Origin of the sequence: Pseudomonas sp. IT-P2 (assembly GCF_949767575.1) — a bacterium.
GTDB lineage: Bacteria > Pseudomonadota > Gammaproteobacteria > Pseudomonadales > Pseudomonadaceae > Aquipseudomonas > Aquipseudomonas pharyngis.
In genome coordinates this window covers 363,007-383,731 of record NZ_CATKQA010000045.1, presented here as the reverse complement: position 1 = coordinate 383,731, position 20,725 = coordinate 363,007, and the positions used below count along the sequence as shown (strand labels likewise).

Below are 20,725 nucleotides of genomic sequence, written 5' to 3'. Positions count from 1 at the left end.
CCTGATTGAAAACTCGATTGAGCCGCAGGGTCGTCCCCACGTGGCGCACATACTACCTAAAAATGTGCGCCGCACCGCGATCCGGAATCAGTCGGCCGTCTGTTGTGCCAACGTCTCACGGTCTTCTTTTTCGCTCATCCGCCGGAACCAGGTCGACAGCAGCGCCCCGGAAATGTTGTGCCACACACTGAACAATGCACTTGGCACCGCCGCCAGTGGCGAAAAGTGCGCACTGGCCAGCGCGGCACCCAGCCCCGAGTTCTGCATGCCGACTTCCAGCGCCAAGGACTTGCGCTGCGGCAGCGGCAGGCCGAACAGGCGTCCGGTGAAATACCCCAGCAAATAGCCGAAGCTGTTGTGCAACATCACCACGGCCATGATCAGCAGGCCGGATTCGGCGATTTTCGCCTGGCTGGCGGCAACCACGGCGGCAACGATGATCACGATGCTGACCACCGACACCAGCGGCAGCACTTCCACCGCGTGGCGCACCTTGTCACCAAGCACACGTTGCGCGACCACGCCGAGGATGATCGGCAGCAGGACCACTTGCAGGATCGACCAGAACAATTCCATGAACGAAACCGGCAACCAGGCCGAGGCCAGCAGCCAGATCAGCGCTGGCGTCAGCAGCGGGGCGAGGAGGGTGGTGACGGCGGCGATGGCCACCGACAGCGCCAGATCGCCACGGGCCAGCCAGGTCATGACGTTCGAGGACGTGCCGCTCGGGCAGCACCCCACCAGAATCACGCCGACGGCGATTTCCGGCGGCAGATGAAAGATCTGGCACAGCAACCAGGCCATCCCCGGCATGATCACGAAATGCGCGACCACGCCCAGTGCCACACGCCACGGATGGCGGGCGACGGCGGCGAAGTCGTCGAGTTTTAGGGTCAGGCCCATGCCGAACATCACCAGCCCGAGCAACGGCACGATCGCGCCTTTGAGGCCGAGGAACCAGGCTGGTTGCAAGAACGCGATCACCGCGAAAATCAGAACCCAGTAAGCGAAGGTGTTGCCAACAAAACGACTCAGTGCAGCCAGTGCGCGCATGGCCTGTTCCTTATTATGTGAAAACGCCACCGAAGCGGTGGCGTTTGAAGATAACCCAAAGACTGCGCAGAGGCTTAGATGCCCTGCGGAGTCTCTTCGCCACCGAGTGCTTCAACCAGCGCCGGCAGGAAGTCGCCGAACGTCAGCATCATCAGGGTGAAGCTGGCGTCGAGTTGGCCGAGGGCTTCGTCGCCGCCATCCTGTTCCGCCTGATCCTGCAACAGGTCTTCGAATTTCAGGCGCTTGACGGTCATCTTGTCGTCGAGCATGAACGACAGTTTGTCCTGCCAGGCCAGCGACAGTTGCGTCACCACCTTGCCGGTGCTCAGGTGCAGCTGGATTTCTTCGCTGGTCAGGTCCTGACGCTTGCAACGCACGATGCCGCCGTCTTCGTGGGTGTCACGCAGTTCGCACTCGTCCAGGACGAAGAAGTCCGGGGCGGCTTGCTGGGTGGTGACCCATTCGGTCATCACGGCGGTCGGCGCGGTTTTCACTGTCAGCGGACGAACCGGCAGGGTGCCGATCACTTCACGCAGGGTGGAGAGCAGGTCTTCGGCGCGTTTCGGGCTGGCCGAGTTGACCAGGATCAGGCCCTGTTTCGGCGCGATGGCGGCGAAGGTCGACGAGCGGCGGATAAACGCGCGCGGCAGGAACGCCTGGATGATTTCATCCTTGATCTGATCGCGTTCCTTCTTATAGACCTTGCGCATCTGCTCGGCTTCGATCTCTTCGACCTTTTCCTTGACCGCATCGCGCACGACGCTGCCCGGCAGAATGCGTTCTTCTTTACGGGCGGAGATCAGCAGAAAGTCACCGCTGACGTGCACCAGTGGAGCATCTTCGCCCTTGCCGAACGGCGCGACGAAACCGTAGGTGGTCAACTCCTGGCTTGCACATGGACGCGCCAGTTTGGTGGCCAGTGCAGTTTCCAGCGCCTCGGCATCGACAGGCAGGTCTTGGGTCAGGCGATAGATAAGCAGGTTCTTGAACCACATGGGGTGAGTCTCTCCTTTATACAAAGGGGGGCATTATTGTCTTCGCCGGGTCATAGGCCAACCCTTCTCTAAGCCTTTGGAAGGCCTGAGAAAATTATTTAAAAAAGTGCTTGCCAGAGGTTGGGTCGCTCCGTAGAATGCGCGCCACACCGAAGCGAAGGGTGATTAGCTCAGCTGGGAGAGCGTCTGCCTTACAAGCAGAATGTCGGCGGTTCGATCCCGTCATCACCCACCATTCGTTTCAAGTGTTTAGCGCAGCGGTAGTTCAGTCGGTTAGAATACCGGCCTGTCACGCCGGGGGTCGCGGGTTCGAGTCCCGTCCGCTGCGCCATATTCGGTAACCTGGAACACTGAACGCCAGGTCACCACGGAAAAACCCGCCAAGGCGGGTTTTTTTCTGCCTCGAGTTGTATGTGCGGGATGTATCGTTTCACCGGTTTTCGGATTTTTTTGAAAAAAACTTCAATTAAATCAACACTTTACGAAAACTTGTGGCATAATGCGCCCCGTAACGAAGCGAAGGGTGATTAGCTCAGCTGGGAGAGCGTCTGCCTTACAAGCAGAATGTCGGCGGTTCGATCCCGTCATCACCCACCATTTCGTTTCAAGCGTTTCGCGCAGCGGTAGTTCAGTCGGTTAGAATACCGGCCTGTCACGCCGGGGGTCGCGGGTTCGAGTCCCGTCCGCTGCGCCATATTCGGTCATCTGGAACACTGAACGCCAGATCACCACAGAAAGCCCGCCTGGTGCGGGCTTTTTGCTGTCCGGGATTTGGCTTTTGCAGGGCTTGAACATGAGAAAGCGACCTTTGACGGTCGCTTTTTTCGTTTCTGGCGCTGCTATTGCGCCGAGTTGCGGCTGTGGCGGTAATCACTCACCGCTTCATACACCGCTTTGCGCAGGCGGTTGATCCCGCCAATCGGGCGATGAGCGTCGATGCCGAACCAGGGATTGAACGACAGGTTGTCGCATTGCAGGTTCAGCGCCGGGGTGTCGAAGTCCTGCGGGGGCAGGGTGATCCTCGCCACTGTCTGGAATGGGCTGTCCTGCTCGCGCCATTCGATGCTGGTGTCTTCGATCGGCATGTACTTGTTCGCGTCCTGGCGCTGGATCTGCAATACGAAACACGCCGGTATCCGGTCGGTCGACAGCTGCTGATTCAACGCGGTGCGCAGGAAGTTCGGCAGATCCCGGTTCTGTTTCGGCAAGGTATATGCGGGGCAGCGCTCCGGATCCGGCATCACCCGGAACTTGGCATTGGCCTCGCCGAACTTGTAGGGCGATACCGAAAAGTAGGTCGTACGTGTCGGGCTCTCTGGTGGTGGCGAAAGGGTCGCCAGCGCAATGAACAGGTGCCGAATTTGCCACTGGCGCGGATCCCACCCCGGAAAAAACGCCATGACCTTCTTGCCGTCAGCCTGCGCCGCCACATTCTGACGGTACTCGGCGACATCGCTGACAAAGAAGTTCGGATGACTGAACATCACGAAATCCTGCTCGTGCAGCCCCTGACGGTCACCCAGCAACTGCTTGCCCGGCACATCGAGCAGCTTGAGCGCCATGCCCCGGGCATCGCGGATGCTGTCGAATTGCGGATAGGCGTTGCCGTTGGACAGGCGCATCGTCGCTTTCCACAGCTTGCCCGGTTCGCTGAAGACGCCCTGGCGCAATTCCTGAGCCAGATCCGGCAACACCTGCACATCGGCCTTCACGCAGCCATGGGCTTTGGCATGGGCGTCGCGCAGGTAGCGGGTGCTTTCGCGGTGCTGATCGACGATGCGCACCGCGGTCTGAATCACGTCCTGGGTCATGGCGGCTTCGCCATCTGGAATCTGTTCCAGTGCCGACACCGGGCCACGGTGCTGCCAGGCGAACCAGGTGGTCGCCAGGGCCCAGCCGATCAGGCCGATCACCAGCAAGATCACCAAGGTTTTGCCCAGTATCCGTCCCAGCCAGAGCCAGAAACGCGCGAGCAGCGAAGGTCTTTTGAAGGAATTGAAGATCATGGCAGTTGCGCCTCCAGCGGGCCGCCCAGCACTTTCAGGTATTCCAGCAACGCCCAGCGTTCTTCAGGCTGCAGCAGTCGGCCGATGACGCCGTTGCCGCGCTCGCCAGCGCGAAATTCGTGCCCGCTGTTGTGGTTGCCGGTGATGCGGGTGTCGAACAGGAAGCCGTTGGTGAAGGCTTCGGTGCGGTAGCCCAGATGGCGCGGGTCGTATTCGAAGTTGCCTTTATAGAACGTGGTGGCGCGCTCGTCCTGAGGTGACAGCAACTGATAAAGGCTCGGCACCGAGCCGTTGTGCAGAAATGGGGCCGTGGCCCATACGCCGGCCAGCGGTCGGGCCTTGTAGGCGACTTTTTCGCGAACGCCGATCGGCAGACCGAAGCCGTCGAGCTGTGGTTTCTCGGCAGCAGTGACGCCGGCTTCGCGGTACGCGCGGTTCTCCACGAAGGCGGTGACGTAAGCCAGTCCCTTGGCCACCGACAGCTGGCTGAGGTCCAGCGGTTCCTTGGGTTTGGGGTGCAACTTCACGTCCATTTGTTCCAACTCCGCCGGGTTCCATTGCAGAGCGGTCAGGTCGAAGCGGTGATTGGCAATGTTGTTGGCCGCATTCGGGTCGGTGCCGATGACGTCCACCGGTAGCATGTGCAGGTGCTGCACCCAGCGTTCGCCTTCCTGGGTCTGGCGCGGCACATGGCACCCGGCGCAGTTCTCGGCGAACAGGGCTCGGCCCTTGGCTGCCAAGGGTTTGTCGACGACGCCGAGCACCTCTTCAGGCCAGGCCGGCGGTCGCAGTTTTTGCAGGGTTTCTTCGATCTTGTGCAGATCACGCACGCGTACGCTGGAGGCATAGCGCTCATCGCCCTGCAGTGGCTGACCGTTGGCGTCGAAGAAATTCAGGGTGGCGCCGACACCCAGCGCCTCGCCGATATTGCGTGCCATCGGTTGCTGTGCCGAGCCGTTCCATTGCACCCAGTCGAAGGTCCACATGTCCCATAGCTGCGGGTAATCCACCGGGGCGTTGGCCACGCGATAGTTGCTCGGGGAGATCGCATCGCCGAAGGTCGCGTTGGCGATACGCCCGAAGGCATCGGTGCGGCCGGGGCCTTCTTCGGTGGGGTAGAGGCCGCGATGGGTGTCATTCCAGGCCACTTTGATGAAGGTGTTCAGTGAGCGTTTGAAGTCTTTGCGCAGTTGTTCGTGGCGCGCGTCGTAGTCGTCACCCAGCACATGGCGGGCGAAACGTTCGAATTTCCACGGGTTGTAGTAAGTCGAGGTGAGACTGGCGACCAATGCCTGTCCGAAACTTCCGCCGCGCAACGTAGGAACGCTGGAAGGCAACACGTGCTGGGCCGAGCCGCCATCGATGCGCACTGCCTGGCCATTGAAGTGCAGTTCGCCGGTATGGCAGGCCGCGCAAGTGATGTCGAGATATTGCTCGGAGCTCCCGGGATTCCGGTGACGGGCGAAACCCACCGGCAGATTGCCCGGGTTGTCCGGCGTGGCTTTCTGCTGCGGATCGATCAGAAAACCGAAACGCGCGAGGTATTCCGGGGAAGCGAAGCGTTGCTGCGAGAACGGCAGCTCCAGCGCCTGGAACCACTCATAGCGCAGGCCCTTGACCTGCGTCCCCTGCGGGGTGAAGTAGTAGGTCTGGCGCTCTTGCTCAGTCCACTGATCCAGGTAATGCACCTGTTTCGCGGGCGTCGGGAAGGGCAATTTCGGATTGGCGACATAGTAAAGAACCACTGCCAGGACCAGTCCCAGCAGCACCACGATCAGCGTCAGCACACGGTATAAGAGGCGCAAGATGAACATCCTTGTCGATTTGTTGCGCTGTTATGCCTGAGGCGGGTGGTGTGCGGCAAGTGGCCATTACGCCAAGTGTTGTGGGAGGTGACATCAATTGTCGTCAGAGCCAGATGACAGAAGCTTCATCACGGCGTTGGCCAAATGCGTTTTAATCCCTGAACTTATCGGAAGATTCCTGCTCTCATGCCGGTAGCCATTGGTCGTGGCGGCCTGATAAGCTCGCGGCTTTACTCGATTGCCCTTTCGGCGCATGAACAAGGAAATAGCATGAAACAGCATCGGTTGGCGGCGGCGGTTGCCCTGGTTAGCCTGGTACTCGCGGGTTGTGATTCGCAGACCAGCGTAGAGCTGAAAACCCCGGCGCAAAAAGCTTCCTACGGTATCGGCCTGAACATGGGCAAGAGCCTTGCTCAGGAAGGCATGGATGATCTGGACTCCAAAGCGGTAGCCCAGGGCATCGAAGATGCCGTCGGCAAGAAAGAACAGAAGCTGAAAGATGAAGAACTGGTCGAAGCTTTCGCCGCGCTGCAAAAGCGTGCCGAAGAGCGTATGGCCAAGATGAGCGAAGAGTCGGCAGCCGCCGGCAAGAAATTCCTCGAAGAAAACGGCAAGAAGGCTGGCGTGACCACCACCGCTTCCGGCTTGCAGTACGAAGTGGTCAAGAAAGCCGACGGTCCACAGCCCAAGCCTACCGATGTCGTGACCGTTCACTACACCGGCAAGCTGACCAATGGCACCGTTTTCGACAGCTCCGTAGAGCGCGGCAGCCCGATCGATCTGCCGGTCAGCGGTGTGATTCCGGGTTGGGTCGAAGGCCTGCAACTGATGCACGTTGGCGAGAAGTACAAGCTGTACATCCCTAGCGACCTGGCTTACGGCGCACAATCGCCAAGCCCGGCAATCCCGGCCAACTCGGTTCTGGTCTTCGACCTGGAACTGCTGGGTATCAAGGATCCAGCCAAAGAAGACGCCGCTGCCGCCAAGCAATAAGCATCGGCACCGGTTTCAACAACAACGCCTCGCTTATGCGGGGCGTTGTTGCATCTGGACGATGGTCGGCGTAAACAGACCGAACCGATGCCGGTCATGGCAGTCCTAGACTTTAAGGTTGTTCGCGCTAGACGCCCGGAGCCGCCAAGTCAATGAAATATTGGGATTTTTTATGTGAGTAAAAAACGCCCGATTTAAGCGCAGCCCTTATGAAACGGGGCTCTCAGCGCTGAAATGCAGCTCTGTTCACAAGGTTATCCACAATTTGTGTGGATAACATTTCAACGGGAGAAATAAATGAAAGCGCCGTGGAATTTCGCCCGATTCCTGCCTTTGGCCGGACGACTGCTGGCTCGAGGCCGCTTGCCGACCTTGTTGTTCGCAGTGGCCAGCAAAGGCGCCGCCCAAGGCAATCGCCTCGGCAAGCTCAAGGACGATTTGCGTCTGTTGCAGGCGCTGTGCCTGGCGTACTGGCGCGGCGAATACCGCGCGATCAGCGCCAAGGCGATCGTTTCGGTGGTGGCCGGTCTGATGTACTTCCTCAGCCCAGTGGATGCGATCCCGGATTTCATTCCCATGTTCGGCATGCTCGATGACATTGCCGTTCTCGCCTGGCTAATGAAAACCCTCGACGAAGAACTGAACGCCTTCCGCCTGTGGCGTCAGCGCCAGGCGCCGGAAAAGCTCAGAGTGGTCGAGCGTCTGCCCGATACGCCCGAGCAACTTCAGCTTCAGGGGCCGAAAAAGTCCTGAATCGCGACAGCCTCGTACAGAGATAGATACCCCCCACGACCTTGGCCGCTGTTAGGATTACACTTCTAGGGAAAAGTGCCGACTCGCTAAGTGTTGTTGTCCTACGGGGTAGTCATGGATATTCAGATAATTGCACGCGATGGCGAGCCCGAATATGCGGTTCTGCCATGGGCTCAGTATCAGGCTCTACTGAAAGCAGCAGGCATCAATGAAGCACCGTCGCAACCGGCTCCAGCGCCGCTTGCGGCAACCCCGGACCCGATTCTTCCAGGTCTGGATCAGTTACGCAGTTTGCGCGAAGGGAAGGGCATCGCCATCGAGGCGCTGGCCCGCACGGTAGGCATCAGCCCGTCTTACCTGGCCATGATTGAAAGTGGCGAGCGTCTGCCCGACGCCGCGATTCGCCGCAGCCTGGCCTGGGAGTTGACGGTGCCAGGGTGGAGGGAACAATCGTGAGCGTACGCATCAGTCGTCAACATTGGGACGGATTGCTGGGGGAGCTGGATCAAGCGCGCAGGCAGCGCCATCTTTTGACTTATCGAGCCTTGCTTGAACGTCTGCAACTGCCCACGCCGGCCATGCAGACATTGACTGCAGCACTGGAGCATCTCGCCGCACTGGACGCGAAAGCCGAACAACCGTTGCGCAGCTCGCTGGTGATCAGCCAGGGTGCAAGTCGCCTGCCACGCACCGGTTTCTTTGAGTGTGTCGAGCGTCTGGGACGTTTTTCCGGGCCGTCCGATGGTGTTGCCGCTGCCTCCTGGCATGCCTCGGAAGTGGTGCGGGTCTTTGAGTACGAGTACCCGGAATCGGCGGAGGCCTGAGTGTTTTTACGACTCAAGGCGCGGGCCAGTTACTGGCTGGCCCGTAGGCTGTTTCACTGGTCGTGGTTTGTCCGTCAGCCCCGGGGCTGGCGCTGGCTTGAAGGGCAGTTTGCGCGCATGGCCAATCTGGGCGATGTCGGCGCGCAAAGCTTTTACGGGCACATCCTGACGTTTCGCGGGGTTGGCCTGGGCGCACGTGAGGAAGGTGTTCGGTTGCTGCGACTGGCGGCGCTGGCCGGGGATGGCAAGGCGGCGTATCAAGTCGGTGTCATCAGTCTTGCAGGTACGCCGAGCAAAGCGCCGGATCCTTCGGAAGCCGCTCGCTGGTGGACCATGGCCGCCAGGGCCGGGCATCCGTTGGCGGAGCTCAAGTTGAAAGAGCTGGCCGGTCGAGACGCCTCTCAATAAGCAAATCATCTGTTCCGTGAACGGGGCGTGAGGGAAACCTCCCGCCCCGTTTTTGCGTCTGCAATTCGATAAAAATCAGTTACAGACTTCTCCTACATCCTCTGCCTACTCGCCTGACTTCTTTTCTGATTGATCCCCCGCAAAGTCCCTCGCCTGATTTTCGCGCGAGGGAACGCACATGTTTGACCCGGTTTTTCGTTTCGCCATGCGCATGGGAATGCGCTGATGGATGCCGTCACCCGCATCGAGCAAGAACTCGACAGCTTTCCCCGCACCCTTGATCTCTATCGCGAACAGCTCAAGCGCTGGCTCAGTCGCTCGGCAGACGGCGTCAGTCATGCGGCCGATCTGCCTTCGCTGATGGGGATGGAGCGGATCATCCGTTTCGGCGAGCACAGCACGGTGGTTGCGACTGACGACAACCGTTTCTCCTCTGCGATCGTGCAATGCCCGGAATCCGGGCCGATGGAGATCGAGAGCAAGTTCGAGTCGGCGTACGACATTCCATTGGGCGACATTGTTGTCGATGTGGTGGCGGTGGAGGACGGCGCAGTCAAGTCCGTCACCCTTGATGCTCAGGGCAAGGGGGTGTTCACCGGTGAGGCGGGCAAGTTCTACCGGGTGGTGGTACACAGCGAGGCCAGCGAGCAGCAGATTGATGCGCTTTTCGAATCCTACGATGGCCTGACCCGGCAGCTGGATGGCTGGCTGCGCAGCGAGTGGCAGGGCTTCAAGCCGCAATGGTCGCAGTCGGTGGCCACAGCAGCCGGGAATGGCATGCTGGCCGGGAGCTGGGCGGCGATCGAGGGGGTGTGGGACAGCATCGGGTTGCTGTCGGAGATTCTCAAGAATCCGCTCGAGTTTGGTGGTCGTCTGGGAGACAGCGCGACAGCGTTGGCCGAGTTCGCGGTATCGATGCCCGAAAAGATGGAGCAGCTCCAACTGCTCGTCAGTGACGAGGCGGCGCTGTGTCTGTTGCTGCGTACCGCCAGCCTCTGGCTGGAGATGCTGCCACCCAGTGAAGTCGCCGGAAAAACCGCCGAGGCCGTTTCGATGGTAGTGGTGCAACTGCTGATCGATGTGTTGATCGGCGTTGTGCTGACCTTTGTTGGCGCCGGGGCGGGGATTGCGTATCTGACCTTGCGTCTGGCGGAGCGTGGCGCTCAGTTGCTGTCGGCGGTGACGCGCCTGGTGAAGGCGATGTTCGGCATTGTCAGCACCTTCATCGGCTACGTGAACCAATACAAGTCCGTCGCCGCTCGGGGCATCGCCGCCGGGGTGAAAAAGGGCCGCATTCAACTGCGCTGGGATGCACGACGCAACGCTTCCCTGAAAAAAGACGAGCACCACGACGACACGCCAGATCAGGCGAAGAACCCCAACGGTGACAGCGCCGATTGTGCGCCGAGGACCTGCACCAATGGCTGTCCGGTGTCGATGGTCACCGGCGAAGAGCTGTTGACGCTGACCGATGGTGTGCTCGATGGGCTGCTTCCATTCGAGTTCAACCGGTTGTACCGCAGCAGCGCGGCCGAGATTGATGTTGGGCTGGGGTTTGGCTGGAGTCACTCGCTGGCGCATCGGCTGGAGATTGATGGCGCTTCGGTGGTCTGGGTCGACCATGAGAACCGGCGGACGCGGTTTCCGCTGCCGAATGTCGAGCGGCCGGCCATTCACAACAGCTTGTCGCGGGCGGCGATCTTTCTCGGGGATGAGCCGGAGGAGTTGATTGTTGCGCTGGCGGGGGACGCGGCGCGGTTTTATCACTTTCGGGTTGGGCGTCTGACGGCGGTCAGCGATGCGTACGGTAACCGGTTGCGTATTACGCGGGATCGTCTGGATCGCGTTGAGCGCCTCGATAACGGGGCCGGTCGTTCCCTGTTGCTGCGCTATGAGCGGGCGCATCTGGTCGCGGTCGATTATCAGGTTTTTCGGGAGTCTGCCTGGCGTACCGAGCAGACGCTGGTCAGCTACCGCTTTGATGCCCGCCATCGATTGATCGAGGCGTCCAACGCCGTCGGCGAGACTGAGCGTTACGACTACGACGACCAGCACGTCATCCTGCAACGGCAGCTGGCCGGCGGTGCGAGTTTCTTCTGGGAATGGGAGCGTGCCGGCAAAGCGGCGCGCTGCGTGCGGCACTGGGCGTCGTTTTCGCAGATGGATACGCGTTACGTCTGGGATGACGCCGGCCGTGTCACGGTGCAGTACGTCGACGGCACTGAAGAAACCTACGTCCACGACGTTACGGCGCGGCTGGTGCGTCAGGTCGCCGCCGATGGTGGCGAACAGCTCAAGGCCTACGACGCGCAGGGCCGATTGGTCGCCGAGCAGGATGCGCTGGGGGCGGTCACCGAATACCGCTACGACGATGCCGGACGGCTGATCGCGCTGATTCCGCCGGACGATGCGCCGACGTCCTACGAGTACCGCAACGGTTTCCTGCACAGCCGCTCACGTGGCGATGCGGTGTGGACCTACCGGCGTAATGCCCAAGGGGATATCACCGAGGCGGTCGATCCGGACGGCCATGTCACCCATTACCACTACGACCCGCAGGGGCGGTTGCTGTCGGTCCGTTATCCGGATTCGGGTCGGCATGTGTTCGTGTGGAACGACCTGGGTCAGTTGGTCGAGGAAAGTTTGCCTGATGGCGGGGTTCGGAAGTTTTCCTACGACCTGCAGGGACGACGGATTACTGCGCAGGATGAGCATGGTGCGGTCACCCACCACGCGTGGGATGCCGTTGGCCGGCTGATCCAAACAACGCTGCCTACCGGAGCGACACGGGCTTTCAGCTACAGCGCCTACGGCCAGATCACCGCCGAACGCGATGAACTGGGGCGGATCACCCGCTACGAATATGACGACGACCTGCATTTGGTCAGCCGGCGGATCAACCCCGACGGCACGCGTCTGCAATACCGCTACGACCATGCGCAGCTGCTGCTCACGGAAATCGAGAACGAGTCCGGCGAAAAGTATCGGCTGGACTACACGCCCACCGGACTGATCCGACAGGAAACCGGCTTCGATGGCCGGCGCACCGCCTACGCCTACGACCGCAACGGTCATCTGCTGGAGAAGACCGAGTTCGGCGACGACGGCTCGACGCTGGTCACCACTTACCAGCGCGACAGCGCCGGGCGATTGCTGCTCAAGACCCTGCCGGACGGGGTCGAGGTCAGCTACCGCTATGACCGTTTAGGCCGTTTGGTCGGCGTGGATGACGGCCAGGATCACCCGCTGGCTTTCGAATACGACCTGCAGGACCGGCTGGTGCGCGAGCATCAGGGCTGGGGCACCTTGCGTTACACCTACGACGCCTGCGGCCAACTGACTCGCATGCGTCTGCCGGACAACAGCAAGCTCGACTACCACTACGCCAAGGGCGGCGCGCTGACCGCGATCGACCTCAACGGCGCTTTGCTCACCCGTCACGTCTACCAGAACGGTCGTGAACAGCAACGTCAACAAGGCTTGCTGCTCAGCGAATATGCCTACGACGAACAGGGCCGCTTACGCGCCCACGCCGTAGGCCATCAGCGCAGTGCACTGTACCGCCGCGACTTTGTCTACAGCGCCAACGGCAACCTCGAACACATCGCCGACACCCGCCACGGCCAGCGCAGCTACACCTACGACGCCCTCGACCGGCTGATCCGCGTGCGCCATACCCGCGACGATGCGCCGGAAAACTTTGCCCACGACCCGGCCGGCAACCTGCTGATGCAGGACCGCCCCGGCCCGACGCAGATCAAAGGCAATCGCCTGCAAATGCAGGGCGACCGGCACTACGACTACGACGCCTTCGGCAACCTGATCCGCGAACGCCGCGGCCGCGCGCAAACCCTCGTCACCGAATACCGCTACGACAGCCAACACCGCCTGATCGGCCTGACCCGCCCCGACGGCACCAGCGCCACCTACCAGTACGACGCCTTCGGCCGGCGCATCCGCAAGACCGTCGACGGCCAGACCACCGAATTCTTCTGGCAAGGCGACCACCTGATCGCCGAAAGCAGCCAGGAACAACACCGAAGTTTCATCTACGAACCCGGCACCTTCCGCCCGCTGGCGATGCTCGACGGCAAAGGCCCGAAACGCGCCTGCCCGTTCTACTACCAACTCGACCACCTCGGCACCCCGCAGGAACTGACCGATTACAGCGGCGAGATCGTCTGGTCGGCCAAATACAGCGCCTACGGCAAGGTCACCTCGCTGGAGCTGGCAACCGAGGATTACCTGAACCAGCCGCTGCGCTTTCAGGGGCAGTACTTCGATGACGAAAGCGGGCTGCATTACAACCGGCACCGGTATTACGACCCGGACGTGGGTCGGTACCTGACGCCGGATCCGGTGAAGCTGGCGGGTGGACTGAACCAGTACCGGTACGTGCCGAATCCGACGGGGTGGGTGGATCCGTTGGGGTTGACGTCCAATTGTCCGCCGCCGAACAAGCCGGGCTGTCCGGTGCCGGATGGGGTGGGTGGTTCGGTTGTTGATGAGGGCGAGCCAGCGCTACCGAAGATGACGGCGCAGGAGCGGCGGGCGAGGATTGATGAGTTAGCTGAGGAAAATGCTTATAGGCGTTTACATGACATGGAGGATCCAACGAATGGAGAGCATTTTCTGGAAAAACACGGTGCCCAAACTACCTTGAACTCTCAATTTGAACGAGTGACCTCAGCTAAAAATCCGACAACAGGAATCGTGGAGGTTTATAGCAGTGGGAAGAAGAAAGGGCAGCCTATGATCCCATCGGCGGCCACGCATTTTTTGAGTCATAGAGATCAGTTAAATGCTATTTATAGAGCACAGCTGATTCTTCGATACACAAACCTACAAATATCGAAGAGGCCGATTGATATGGGGAAGGTGATTGGTGAGGGATACAAGAAAGGAAGCCTTGAGTATGGAAGGCAAACGAAGGCGGTAGTTATTCTTGATGCAAATGGGCGTGTAAAGACAGCATATACGGATTTTGATTGATGAAAGTTTCATATGAGATTGTCGATATAAAAAATCTGCTTTTTGTTTTTGATATAGAGAATTTAAGAAGTGACGAGAGGGAGAGGGTTATAGTTTCCAGAGATGTAAATAATGATGAAGAGCTAACTGAGTTGTTTGATGTTCTTTTGAAACCTGAATTTTTGGACTATACCCCTCGCGAACAGGCTTCTCTAACAGACACCATCGCTCATTTTTTAAAAGAGGGTGACAGTTTTGATCGTGTGTTTGGGCGAATGACGACGTATTTTGACGACGATATTTTGGATCAGCGCCGATTTATGCAGGTTCTGCTGAAGTGTTTGGTCAGATATCAGCTTGAAAATATCAAGGGGTGAAATACTGAATGATTGAGGTCATTGAGGGGAGATGGTCATTCAACGACTTTAAGCGGTGGAGTCGCGGCGAATCGAACGCAGAACTATTTGGTGATCAGTACAGTGAAGATCCCGATGCTGTGGATCGAAATATTCTAGGCGAGTGTGGAGACGCAGGGTTGCTGGAGTTGATCTCAAATCCAAGCTGTAGAGAACGCTTGTACTTTGCAGAGCTTTTGGTGCTTAGTCTTTGCGATGTTTTTCGGTCAGGGCAGGATTTGCCCTTTCAGTTTTCGAGATTTCTCGGAATTGAAAAACGTGAGGAATATTTCGAGAACGTGATGAGTGTGGCGGAGCAGGTTTATAAAAAGTGTGAGGTGATTAATGCTATGAGTAGTTCGAATGATTCAGCCATAAAGTCGTTTTATAAGCAGATAATGGATTTTCGTCATGATAAGACTAGCCTTGAGGGTGAGTTCTATCTTAGTTGCAGAGCACGATTCGATCTGAGTTTGTTTGGTGGTCCTCGGCTTTGATGGGAGAAGGATGGAGATAATAACGCTCAGGCTGATTGGGCAGCCCCCTTCGCGACCAAGCTTTCTCCCACTGGGATTTGTGTTGTTTGGCGCGTCAGCGTTGGCCAACGACCTGCGGTGAATGAAGTTCAGGAACCGTAAGGCTATCAATCAAATGCACGCTATACCCCGGAACATTCTTCGCATGATGCTTCGCCTGCGAAGCCATTTCCGCCAACTGACTCGCATCCAGCTGCGCACACGCTTCAGGATGCAAATGCACCACGCCTATGGACAATGACAGCAACGGAAACTCCTGACGAATCCCTTGGCGATTCGGCGCAACAAAACACCCAGCTTCCAGGTGTTCGGGGCGGTAGAAACGTCGGCATTGGCTCTGGAAATCATCCAGCAACTGGTTGAGCCGTTTGCGCCAATCCTCCGGGCCGAGCACCAACAGAAAATCGTCCCCTCCAATATGCCCGACAAAGTCGCGGGACGGGTCGACGCGTTCGTTGAGGCATTGCGCCAGACACAGCAATACCTCATCCCCACGCCCATACCCATAGATATCGTTAAAGGGTTTGAAGCTGTCGATGTCGACATAACAAATGACCGACTCGCGCCCCTGTTGCAGCAACCTCGTCAAACATTGCTGAATCGGCACATTCCCCGGCAGCAAGGTCAGCGGGTTGGCATAGCGGGCCTGCTGGATTTTCAGTTCGGTAATCAGTTTGAGCACGTCAATCACCCGGCCCAGGCCCAGGTAGCTGCCGTTGAGGGTGATGATGAAGTCTTCTTCGATGCGTTGCCGGGCGCGGCTGGTGATCAGGCGGCTGACCTGTTGCAGCGACTGGCTCATTTCCACGGCGAGGAAGTCGTCGTTCATCAGGCGGCTGATCGGTTTGCGGGCGAACAGGTCGGTGGCAAAGGGTTTGAGCAGCGCATCGGACAACGAGTGACGGTGGACAATGCCACACGGCTGACCCTGTTCGTCGAGCACCGCCAGTGAGTTCAGGTTGGCCTGGCGGCGGAAGGCTTCCAGTACGGTGGCGGTCGGTGTGTCACGATTCACGGCCGGTTGATCGTTGAGCAGGGCGCTGAGGTCGCTGCCTTCGTCATTCAACGCCACGGCGCTGCTGTCGTGCTTGGGCATCAAGGCGCGGGCATCGCGCGGCGGGTGTTCCTGAGGGCGCCCGAGCAGGTAGCCCTGTACCAGATCCACACCCATTTCGGTCAGCACCGCCAGTTCTTCTGGCAGTTCAATGCCTTCTGCAATCACCTGAGCCCGCGAGGCCTTGGCGATTTGCAGGATCGATCCGACAAACTCGCGTTTCAATGCATCCTGATGAATGCCGTCGATGAAGTGCCGGTCGATCTTCACGTAATCCGGCCGCAACTCCGACCACAGACGCAGGCTCGAATAACCGGCGCCAAGATCATCGAGGGCAATCGAAAACCCCATCGCCCGATAGTGATGCAGTGCGGTCTGCAGCAACTGGAAATCATCGATCGGCGTCTGTTCGGTAAGTTCGATGACCACCTGGCTCGGCGGGATGCCAAAGTCCTGCAGCAATTGCAGCGTACGCCCCGGTTGGTGCGCCGCTTCGAGTAGGGATTCCGGAGATACGTTGAGAAACAGCTTGCCCGGCAACTGCTGTTCGTTGAAACGACGACAGGCACTTTGGCGGCAGGCGATTTCCAGTTCACTCAAGCGTCCGGCCTGGCGGGCCACGGCGAACAGGGCTATGGGGGAGTGCAGCGGGCTGTTGGACGGGCCGCGGGTCAGGGCTTCGTAGCCGAGAATGCGCCGTTCGGAGAGGCAAATGATCGGCTGGAACAGGCTGTGTAATCCGCTTTGAGTCAGGATCGAGCTCAAGGCACTCAGCTGTTCGGTCGTGGTCATGGCAATCTCTGGCGATAAAAAAAGGACTGGGAGCGTTCTCGATGAAGAGAACCGCTCCCAGTCCTTTATTGCACGACAGAATGATGACTGTTTGATGACGATCCGGGGATCGTCAGCATTAAATTGCCATCACCTTACTTCTTTGCGACCTGGTTGCTCAGCTTCAGGTAATCCAGCAACACGCGCCCGGTCTCGCTCAGGTAGGCGTCGTCTTCCGGTTTGACCTTGTCCGGCTCGGCGGCCGCCAGGGCGTCCTCGTCTTCTTTCTTCAGCTCTTTGAGCGGTTCTTCGCCTTTGGCCTTGCGACGGATGTTTTCCATCGCCAGTTGCTTGGCGTCGATGTCGGCGTGCTGGGCACGGCGTTCGGCTTCATTGAGGCTGACGGTTTTTTCTTCCAGCAGCTTCTGCGCCAGGGCCAGCTTGTCACGGATGAACACAAACTCCGCGTCCTTGGCGGAACGGGTGTCATGCTCGGATTTCAGCTGGGCCAGGTACGGCTTGAACGGATCGCTCGCCGGCTTGATCGCCGCGCGGATGGTGTCCCACGGCATGGCTTCCGGCAGGGCGCTTTCGCCGATTTCCTTGGTGTCGATGATCGACGGGTAATCGATGTCCGGCAGTACGCCTTGATGCTGGGTGCTCTGGCCGGAAACCCGGTAGAACTTGGCCAGGGTCAGTTTCAGTTCGCCGTGGTTCAGCGGCTGAATGGTCTGCACGGTGCCTTTGCCGAAGGTCTGGCCACCGATGATCAGCGCACGGTGATAGTCCTGCATGGCGCCGGCGAAGATCTCCGAAGCCGAGGCGGACAGGCGGTTGACCAGCAGCGCCATCGGGCCTTTGTAGAAGGCGCCCGGGTTTTCATCTTCAAGTACGTCGACCCGACCATCGGCGTTACGCACGAGCACGGTAGGGCCTTTGTCGATGAACAGGCTGGTCAGCTCGGTCGCTTCCTGCAGGGAGCCGCCGCCGTTGTTGCGCAGGTCGATCACCACGCCGTCGACTTTCTCTTTCTGCAGTTCGGTCAGCAGCTTCTTGACGTCGCGCGTGGTGCTCTTGTAGTCCGGATCGCCGGCACGGAAGGCCTTGAAGTCGAGGTAGAACGCCGGAATCTCGATCACGCCGAGCTTGTAGTCCTTGCCGTCCTGTTTCAGGTTCAGCACGGACTTCTTCACGGCCTGGTCTTCTAGCTTCACCGCTTCACGGGTGATCGGCACGATCTTGCTGGTCTGGTCGTTCGGCGCATTGCTGGCCGGGATGACTTCCAGACGCACCACGGTGCCTTTCGGGCCACGGATCAGTTTGACCACTTCGTCCAGACGCCAGCCAACCACGTCGACCATCTCTTTGTTGCCCTGGGCAACGCCGATGATCTTGTCGGCCGGAGCAACCTGCTTGGTCTTGTCGGCCGGGCCTGCCGGTACCAGACGCACGACTTTCACCTGGTCGTTGTCGCTCTGCAACACGGCGCCGATGCCCTCGAGGGACAGGCTCATGTTGATGTCGAAGTTCTCCGCGTTATCCGGCGACAGATAGTTGGTGTGCGGATCGTAAGACATGGCGAAGGTGTTGATGTACGCCTGGAAGATGTCTTCGGCGCGGGTCTGGTCCAGACGCGCCAGTTGATTCTTGTAGCGCTTGGTCAGGGTTTCCTGGATCTGCTTCGGCTCTTTGCCGGCGATCTTCTGCCGCAGCACTTCGTCCTTGACGCGTTTGCGCCACAGGTCATCGAGTTCGGCGGTGGACTTGAGCCACGGAGCGTCCTTGCGATCGATCAGCAAGGTTTCCCTGGTGGTGAAGTCCATCTTGTCGACGCCTTTGTTCAGCTCGGCAAGGGCGAAGTCCAGACGCGCCTTCACGCGGTCCAGGTAGCGCTTGTAGATGGTGAACCCGGCGTTGAGGTCGCCGCTCTTGAGGAAGTCGTCGAACTGGGTCTTCCACTTGTCGAATTCGGCGATGTCGCTGGCCATGAAATAGCTGCGCGACGGGTCGAGCAGCTTGATGTAGCTGTCGTAGATGATCACCGAGCGCGCATCGTCGAGCGGCGGCTTGCTGTAGTGATGACGCTTGAGCAACTCGACGACGTTCAGACTGGCGATCACTTCGTCGCGATCAGGCTGTAACTTGTCCCAGCTGTTGGCTGCGAATGTGGTGCCCGACACCGGCAACAGACCGATACCGATGAAAAGAGCGAGGGCGGTGCTGGGGAGCAGATGCTTCATGCTGATTCGACGCGGGGACAATTGATAACGCATATTAGGCCGTCTTTGAAGTCGCCGGTACCGCTACGCTCTGTACGATAACTGCTGTTCAGCGTTCGTTCAGACCCCAGGGCCGGTCGCATAATGCAAAAAGCCCGGCGCTACAGCTTCGGGCTCAGTCCAGACTCACTATGGAGGCACTGTGAAGGCATTGCAAGGCGTTGAAGGTCAAGTGGCATGGGTTGATGAACCGAGTCCTACATGCGATGTAGGACAAGTTCGCATTCGGGTGGCGGCAGCGGGCCTCAATCGCGCGGATTTATTACAGAAAGCAGGACTTTATCCACCCCCTCCGGGTGCCAGCCAGGTGCTGGGTCTTGAGTGTTCCGGGGTGATAAGCGAGGTCGGTGCAGGATCGCCCTGGCAGGTCGGTGACCGGGTCTGCGCCTTGCTGGCCGGGGGCGGGATGGCCGAAGAAGTGGTCGTCGACGGACGGCATGTGCTGCCGGTTCCGGAAGGTGTATCGCTGATCGAGGCCGCTGGCTTGCCCGAGGTGTACGCGACCGTCTGGCTGAATGTGTTTCAACTTGCGGCGCTCAAACCGGGTGAGAAAATTCTTCTGCACGCCGGAGCCAGTGGCATCGGCTCAGCCGCGATTCAACTGTGCAAGGCTTTCGGCAATCCGTGCTGGGTCAGCGTCGGTTCGGCTGAGCGGCTGGTCTATTGCGAGTCGTTGGGTGCCCAGGGCGGGGTGGTTCGCACCGACGACCTGGAAAGCCTGCGGGATTTCGGGCCGTTCGATGTGATTCTGGATCCGGTGGGCGGCAACTATTCGGCATTGAATCTCAAGCTGATGGCGCAGGACGGACGCTGGGTGCTGATCGGCCTGATGGGCGGCCGCGAGGCAAAACTGGATCTGGCCCAGGTGCTGGCCAAGCGCGTGCAACTGCTGGGTTCGACCCTGCGCAGCCGTGAAGATCAGTTCAAGGCGGATCTGTTCAGCGATCTGAGCCAGCACGTGTGGCCGCTGTTTTCCGAAGGTCGCCTGAAGCCGCAACTGGCCAGGACGTTCCCGATCAAGGATGCCGAGGCTGCCTTCGCCGAGCTGGCGAGCAACACGGTGGCAGGGAAGTTGGTGCTGGTGATCGACGAAAGCCTGAACTGATCGTCGATGCTTGTGGGAGCAGGGCTGCTCCCACAAGACCATCGCTTACTTCCAGAGGTGGATCGGCCAGCCGGACTTCTCGGCCTCTGCAAGCAGTACCGGATCCGGGTTGACCACATGTGGGTAATCCACTTTCAACAGCAGCGGCAGATCATTGCGTGAGTCGGAATAGAAACTCGCGCCCTCAAGGTTTTCCTCTTCGGCATCCAGCCATTCCAGCAGACGGGTGATCTTGCCTTCGCGGTAGGTCAGGGTGCCCACGGTGTGGCCGCTGAATACGCCGTGCGCCACTTCCAGCTCGATTGCCAGGACCTCGTCGATGCCCAGTCGCTCGGCGATGGGTTTGACCAGGTGCGTGCCCGAGGCCGAGATCACCAGGATCCGGTCGCCGGCCTTACGGTGAGCGGCGATGGTCTTGGTGGCGTCGCTGAAGATGATCGGCTCGATGAAGTCTTCCACCCACGGCCCGACCAGATGCTCGACCTCCTCCGGGGTACGCCCGATCATCGGTTCGAGGCTGAAGTCCATATAGTCTTCCATGCGCAACTTGCCATGGCTGTAGGCGTCCATCAGCTCGTTGTTCCTGCGCATGAACGACTCAGGATCGACCCAGCCCAGGCGCCCCATCTGCTCGCACCAGAGGGTGGCGCAGTCGCCGTGGATCAGGGTGTCGTCCAGATCAAAAATTGCCAGAGCCATCGGTTCTCTCCGAGAACAGCTGCAAGCTACAAGCTTCGAGCAGCAAGAATTGGAATCAGGTATGCCGCAGTCTACAGC

General features: G+C 59.3%; 16 protein-coding genes and 4 tRNA genes. 13 read left to right on the top strand and 7 right to left on the bottom strand.

All coding sequences use genetic code 11. From position 1 onward, the window contains the following. Positions 1-87 precede the first annotated feature (87 nt). Together ACM6JM_RS23495 and rdgC are read right to left on the bottom strand one after the other, a co-directional pair. Positions 88-1,053, bottom strand: a complete 966-nt coding sequence (locus ACM6JM_RS23495) for a bile acid:sodium symporter family protein (RefSeq protein WP_039769848.1) — start codon at positions 1,051-1,053, stop codon at positions 88-90. Positions 1,054-1,127: 74 nt separating this feature from the next. Then, a complete protein-coding gene (gene rdgC, locus ACM6JM_RS23490) occupies positions 1,128-2,048 on the bottom strand; it encodes a recombination-associated protein RdgC (RefSeq protein ID WP_007950430.1) in 921 nt (306 codons plus the stop codon). A gap of 159 nt (positions 2,049-2,207) precedes the next feature. Between rdgC and ACM6JM_RS23485 the strand changes: the two genes are divergently transcribed. The 4 genes from ACM6JM_RS23485 (at position 2,208) to ACM6JM_RS23470 (ending at position 2,742) form a co-directional block, all read left to right on the top strand. Beyond that, a tRNA-Val gene (locus ACM6JM_RS23485) sits at positions 2,208-2,283 on the top strand. A gap of 19 nt (positions 2,284-2,302) precedes the next feature. Then, positions 2,303-2,379 (top strand) — tRNA-Asp (locus ACM6JM_RS23480). A gap of 190 nt (positions 2,380-2,569) precedes the next feature. Next, positions 2,570-2,645: transfer RNA gene (locus tag ACM6JM_RS23475), tRNA-Val, on the top strand. A gap of 20 nt (positions 2,646-2,665) precedes the next feature. Further along, positions 2,666-2,742: transfer RNA gene (locus tag ACM6JM_RS23470), tRNA-Asp, on the top strand. Positions 2,743-2,887: 145 nt separating this feature from the next. Here the strand turns inward: ACM6JM_RS23470 and ACM6JM_RS23465 are convergent. Then, positions 2,888-4,054 (bottom strand): catalase family protein, encoded by a 1,167-nt coding sequence (locus ACM6JM_RS23465; RefSeq protein ID WP_414882591.1) that lies wholly within the window; start codon positions 4,052-4,054, stop codon positions 2,888-2,890. Next, positions 4,051-5,859: a di-heme-cytochrome C peroxidase gene (locus ACM6JM_RS23460; RefSeq protein WP_414882590.1), complete on the bottom strand. Its 1,809-nt coding sequence runs from the start codon at positions 5,857-5,859 to the stop codon at positions 4,051-4,053. The genes ACM6JM_RS23465 and ACM6JM_RS23460 overlap by 4 nt, the downstream gene beginning before the upstream one ends. Before the next feature lie 270 nt (positions 5,860-6,129). On the opposite strand from ACM6JM_RS23460, the gene ACM6JM_RS23455 reads away from it, so the two are divergent. From ACM6JM_RS23455 to ACM6JM_RS23420, 8 genes are all read left to right on the top strand, one after another. Further along, a complete protein-coding gene (locus ACM6JM_RS23455; protein WP_039769851.1) occupies positions 6,130-6,852 on the top strand; it encodes an FKBP-type peptidyl-prolyl cis-trans isomerase in 723 nt (240 codons plus the stop codon). Between the two features lie 297 nt (positions 6,853-7,149). Continuing rightward, the gene (locus ACM6JM_RS23450) at positions 7,150-7,605 is read left to right on the top strand and encodes a YkvA family protein (RefSeq protein ID WP_210709439.1); all 456 of its coding nucleotides are present in this window, start codon (positions 7,150-7,152) and stop codon (positions 7,603-7,605) included. Positions 7,606-7,719: 114 nt separating this feature from the next. Further along, positions 7,720-8,061 carry a helix-turn-helix domain-containing protein gene (locus ACM6JM_RS23445; protein WP_007950435.1) on the top strand — a complete coding sequence of 114 codons (342 nt, stop codon included), beginning with the start codon at positions 7,720-7,722 and terminating at the stop codon, positions 8,059-8,061. Further along, positions 8,058-8,429, top strand: coding sequence for a hypothetical protein (locus tag ACM6JM_RS23440; RefSeq protein WP_003223109.1), 372 nt, complete (start codon positions 8,058-8,060; stop codon positions 8,427-8,429). Before ACM6JM_RS23445 ends, ACM6JM_RS23440 begins: the two co-directional genes overlap by 4 nt. Next, entirely contained in the window at positions 8,430-8,837 is a 408-nt protein-coding gene (locus ACM6JM_RS23435; protein ID WP_039769853.1) for an SEL1-like repeat protein, read from the top strand. Positions 8,838-9,062: 225 nt separating this feature from the next. Continuing rightward, positions 9,063-13,829, top strand: coding sequence for an RHS repeat-associated core domain-containing protein (locus ACM6JM_RS23430; RefSeq protein WP_414882589.1), 4,767 nt, complete (start codon positions 9,063-9,065; stop codon positions 13,827-13,829). Further along, a complete protein-coding gene (locus ACM6JM_RS23425; protein ID WP_414882588.1) occupies positions 13,829-14,185 on the top strand; it encodes a hypothetical protein in 357 nt (118 codons plus the stop codon). The genes ACM6JM_RS23430 and ACM6JM_RS23425 overlap by 1 nt, the downstream gene beginning before the upstream one ends. An 8-nt stretch (positions 14,186-14,193) precedes the next feature. Beyond that, on the top strand, positions 14,194-14,700 hold the full coding sequence (locus ACM6JM_RS23420; RefSeq protein WP_414882587.1) for a hypothetical protein: 507 nt from the start codon (positions 14,194-14,196) through the stop codon (positions 14,698-14,700). 94 nt (positions 14,701-14,794) lie between these two features. Here ACM6JM_RS23420 and ACM6JM_RS23415 read toward each other — a convergent pair whose 3' ends face one another. Together ACM6JM_RS23415 and ACM6JM_RS23410 are read right to left on the bottom strand one after the other, a co-directional pair. Continuing rightward, the gene (locus ACM6JM_RS23415) at positions 14,795-16,585 is read right to left on the bottom strand and encodes a bifunctional diguanylate cyclase/phosphodiesterase (protein WP_414882586.1); all 1,791 of its coding nucleotides are present in this window, start codon (positions 16,583-16,585) and stop codon (positions 14,795-14,797) included. A 134-nt stretch (positions 16,586-16,719) separates the two neighbouring features. Then, positions 16,720-18,804: a carboxy terminal-processing peptidase gene (locus ACM6JM_RS23410; RefSeq protein ID WP_414882585.1), complete on the bottom strand. Its 2,085-nt coding sequence runs from the start codon at positions 18,802-18,804 to the stop codon at positions 16,720-16,722. 181 nt (positions 18,805-18,985) lie between these two features. Between ACM6JM_RS23410 and ACM6JM_RS23405 the strand changes: the two genes are divergently transcribed. Next, on the top strand, positions 18,986-19,948 hold the full coding sequence (locus ACM6JM_RS23405) for a zinc-binding dehydrogenase (protein ID WP_414882584.1): 963 nt from the start codon (positions 18,986-18,988) through the stop codon (positions 19,946-19,948). A 45-nt stretch (positions 19,949-19,993) separates the two neighbouring features. On the opposite strand, the gene ACM6JM_RS23400 is transcribed toward ACM6JM_RS23405, so the two are convergent. Then, positions 19,994-20,647 (bottom strand): HAD family hydrolase, encoded by a 654-nt coding sequence (locus ACM6JM_RS23400; RefSeq protein WP_039769860.1) that lies wholly within the window; start codon positions 20,645-20,647, stop codon positions 19,994-19,996. Positions 20,648-20,725 lie beyond the last annotated feature (78 nt).

Excerpts from the sequence above, each read along its gene's own strand:
- ACM6JM_RS23430 (WP_414882589.1), top strand. The coding sequence starts at position 9,063 with ATGGATGCCGTCACCCGCATCGAGCAAGAACTCGACAGCTTTCCCCGC.
- ACM6JM_RS23450 (WP_210709439.1), top strand. The coding sequence starts at position 7,150 with ATGAAAGCGCCGTGGAATTTCGCCCGATTCCTGCCTTTGGCCGGACGA.
- ACM6JM_RS23415 (WP_414882586.1), bottom strand. The coding sequence starts at position 16,585 with ATGACCACGACCGAACAGCTGAGTGCCTTGAGCTCGATCCTGACTCAA.
- ACM6JM_RS23410 (WP_414882585.1), bottom strand. The coding sequence starts at position 18,804 with ATGAAGCATCTGCTCCCCAGCACCGCCCTCGCTCTTTTCATCGGTATC.
- ACM6JM_RS23400 (WP_039769860.1), bottom strand. The coding sequence starts at position 20,647 with ATGGCTCTGGCAATTTTTGATCTGGACGACACCCTGATCCACGGCGAC.
- ACM6JM_RS23425 (WP_414882588.1), top strand. The coding sequence starts at position 13,829 with ATGAAAGTTTCATATGAGATTGTCGATATAAAAAATCTGCTTTTTGTT.
- ACM6JM_RS23465 (WP_414882591.1), bottom strand. The coding sequence starts at position 4,054 with ATGATCTTCAATTCCTTCAAAAGACCTTCGCTGCTCGCGCGTTTCTGG.
- ACM6JM_RS23495 (WP_039769848.1), bottom strand. The coding sequence starts at position 1,053 with ATGCGCGCACTGGCTGCACTGAGTCGTTTTGTTGGCAACACCTTCGCT.
- ACM6JM_RS23455 (WP_039769851.1), top strand. The coding sequence starts at position 6,130 with ATGAAACAGCATCGGTTGGCGGCGGCGGTTGCCCTGGTTAGCCTGGTA.
- rdgC (WP_007950430.1), bottom strand. The coding sequence starts at position 2,048 with ATGTGGTTCAAGAACCTGCTTATCTATCGCCTGACCCAAGACCTGCCT.
- ACM6JM_RS23420 (WP_414882587.1), top strand. The coding sequence starts at position 14,194 with ATGATTGAGGTCATTGAGGGGAGATGGTCATTCAACGACTTTAAGCGG.
- ACM6JM_RS23445 (WP_007950435.1), top strand. The coding sequence starts at position 7,720 with ATGGATATTCAGATAATTGCACGCGATGGCGAGCCCGAATATGCGGTT.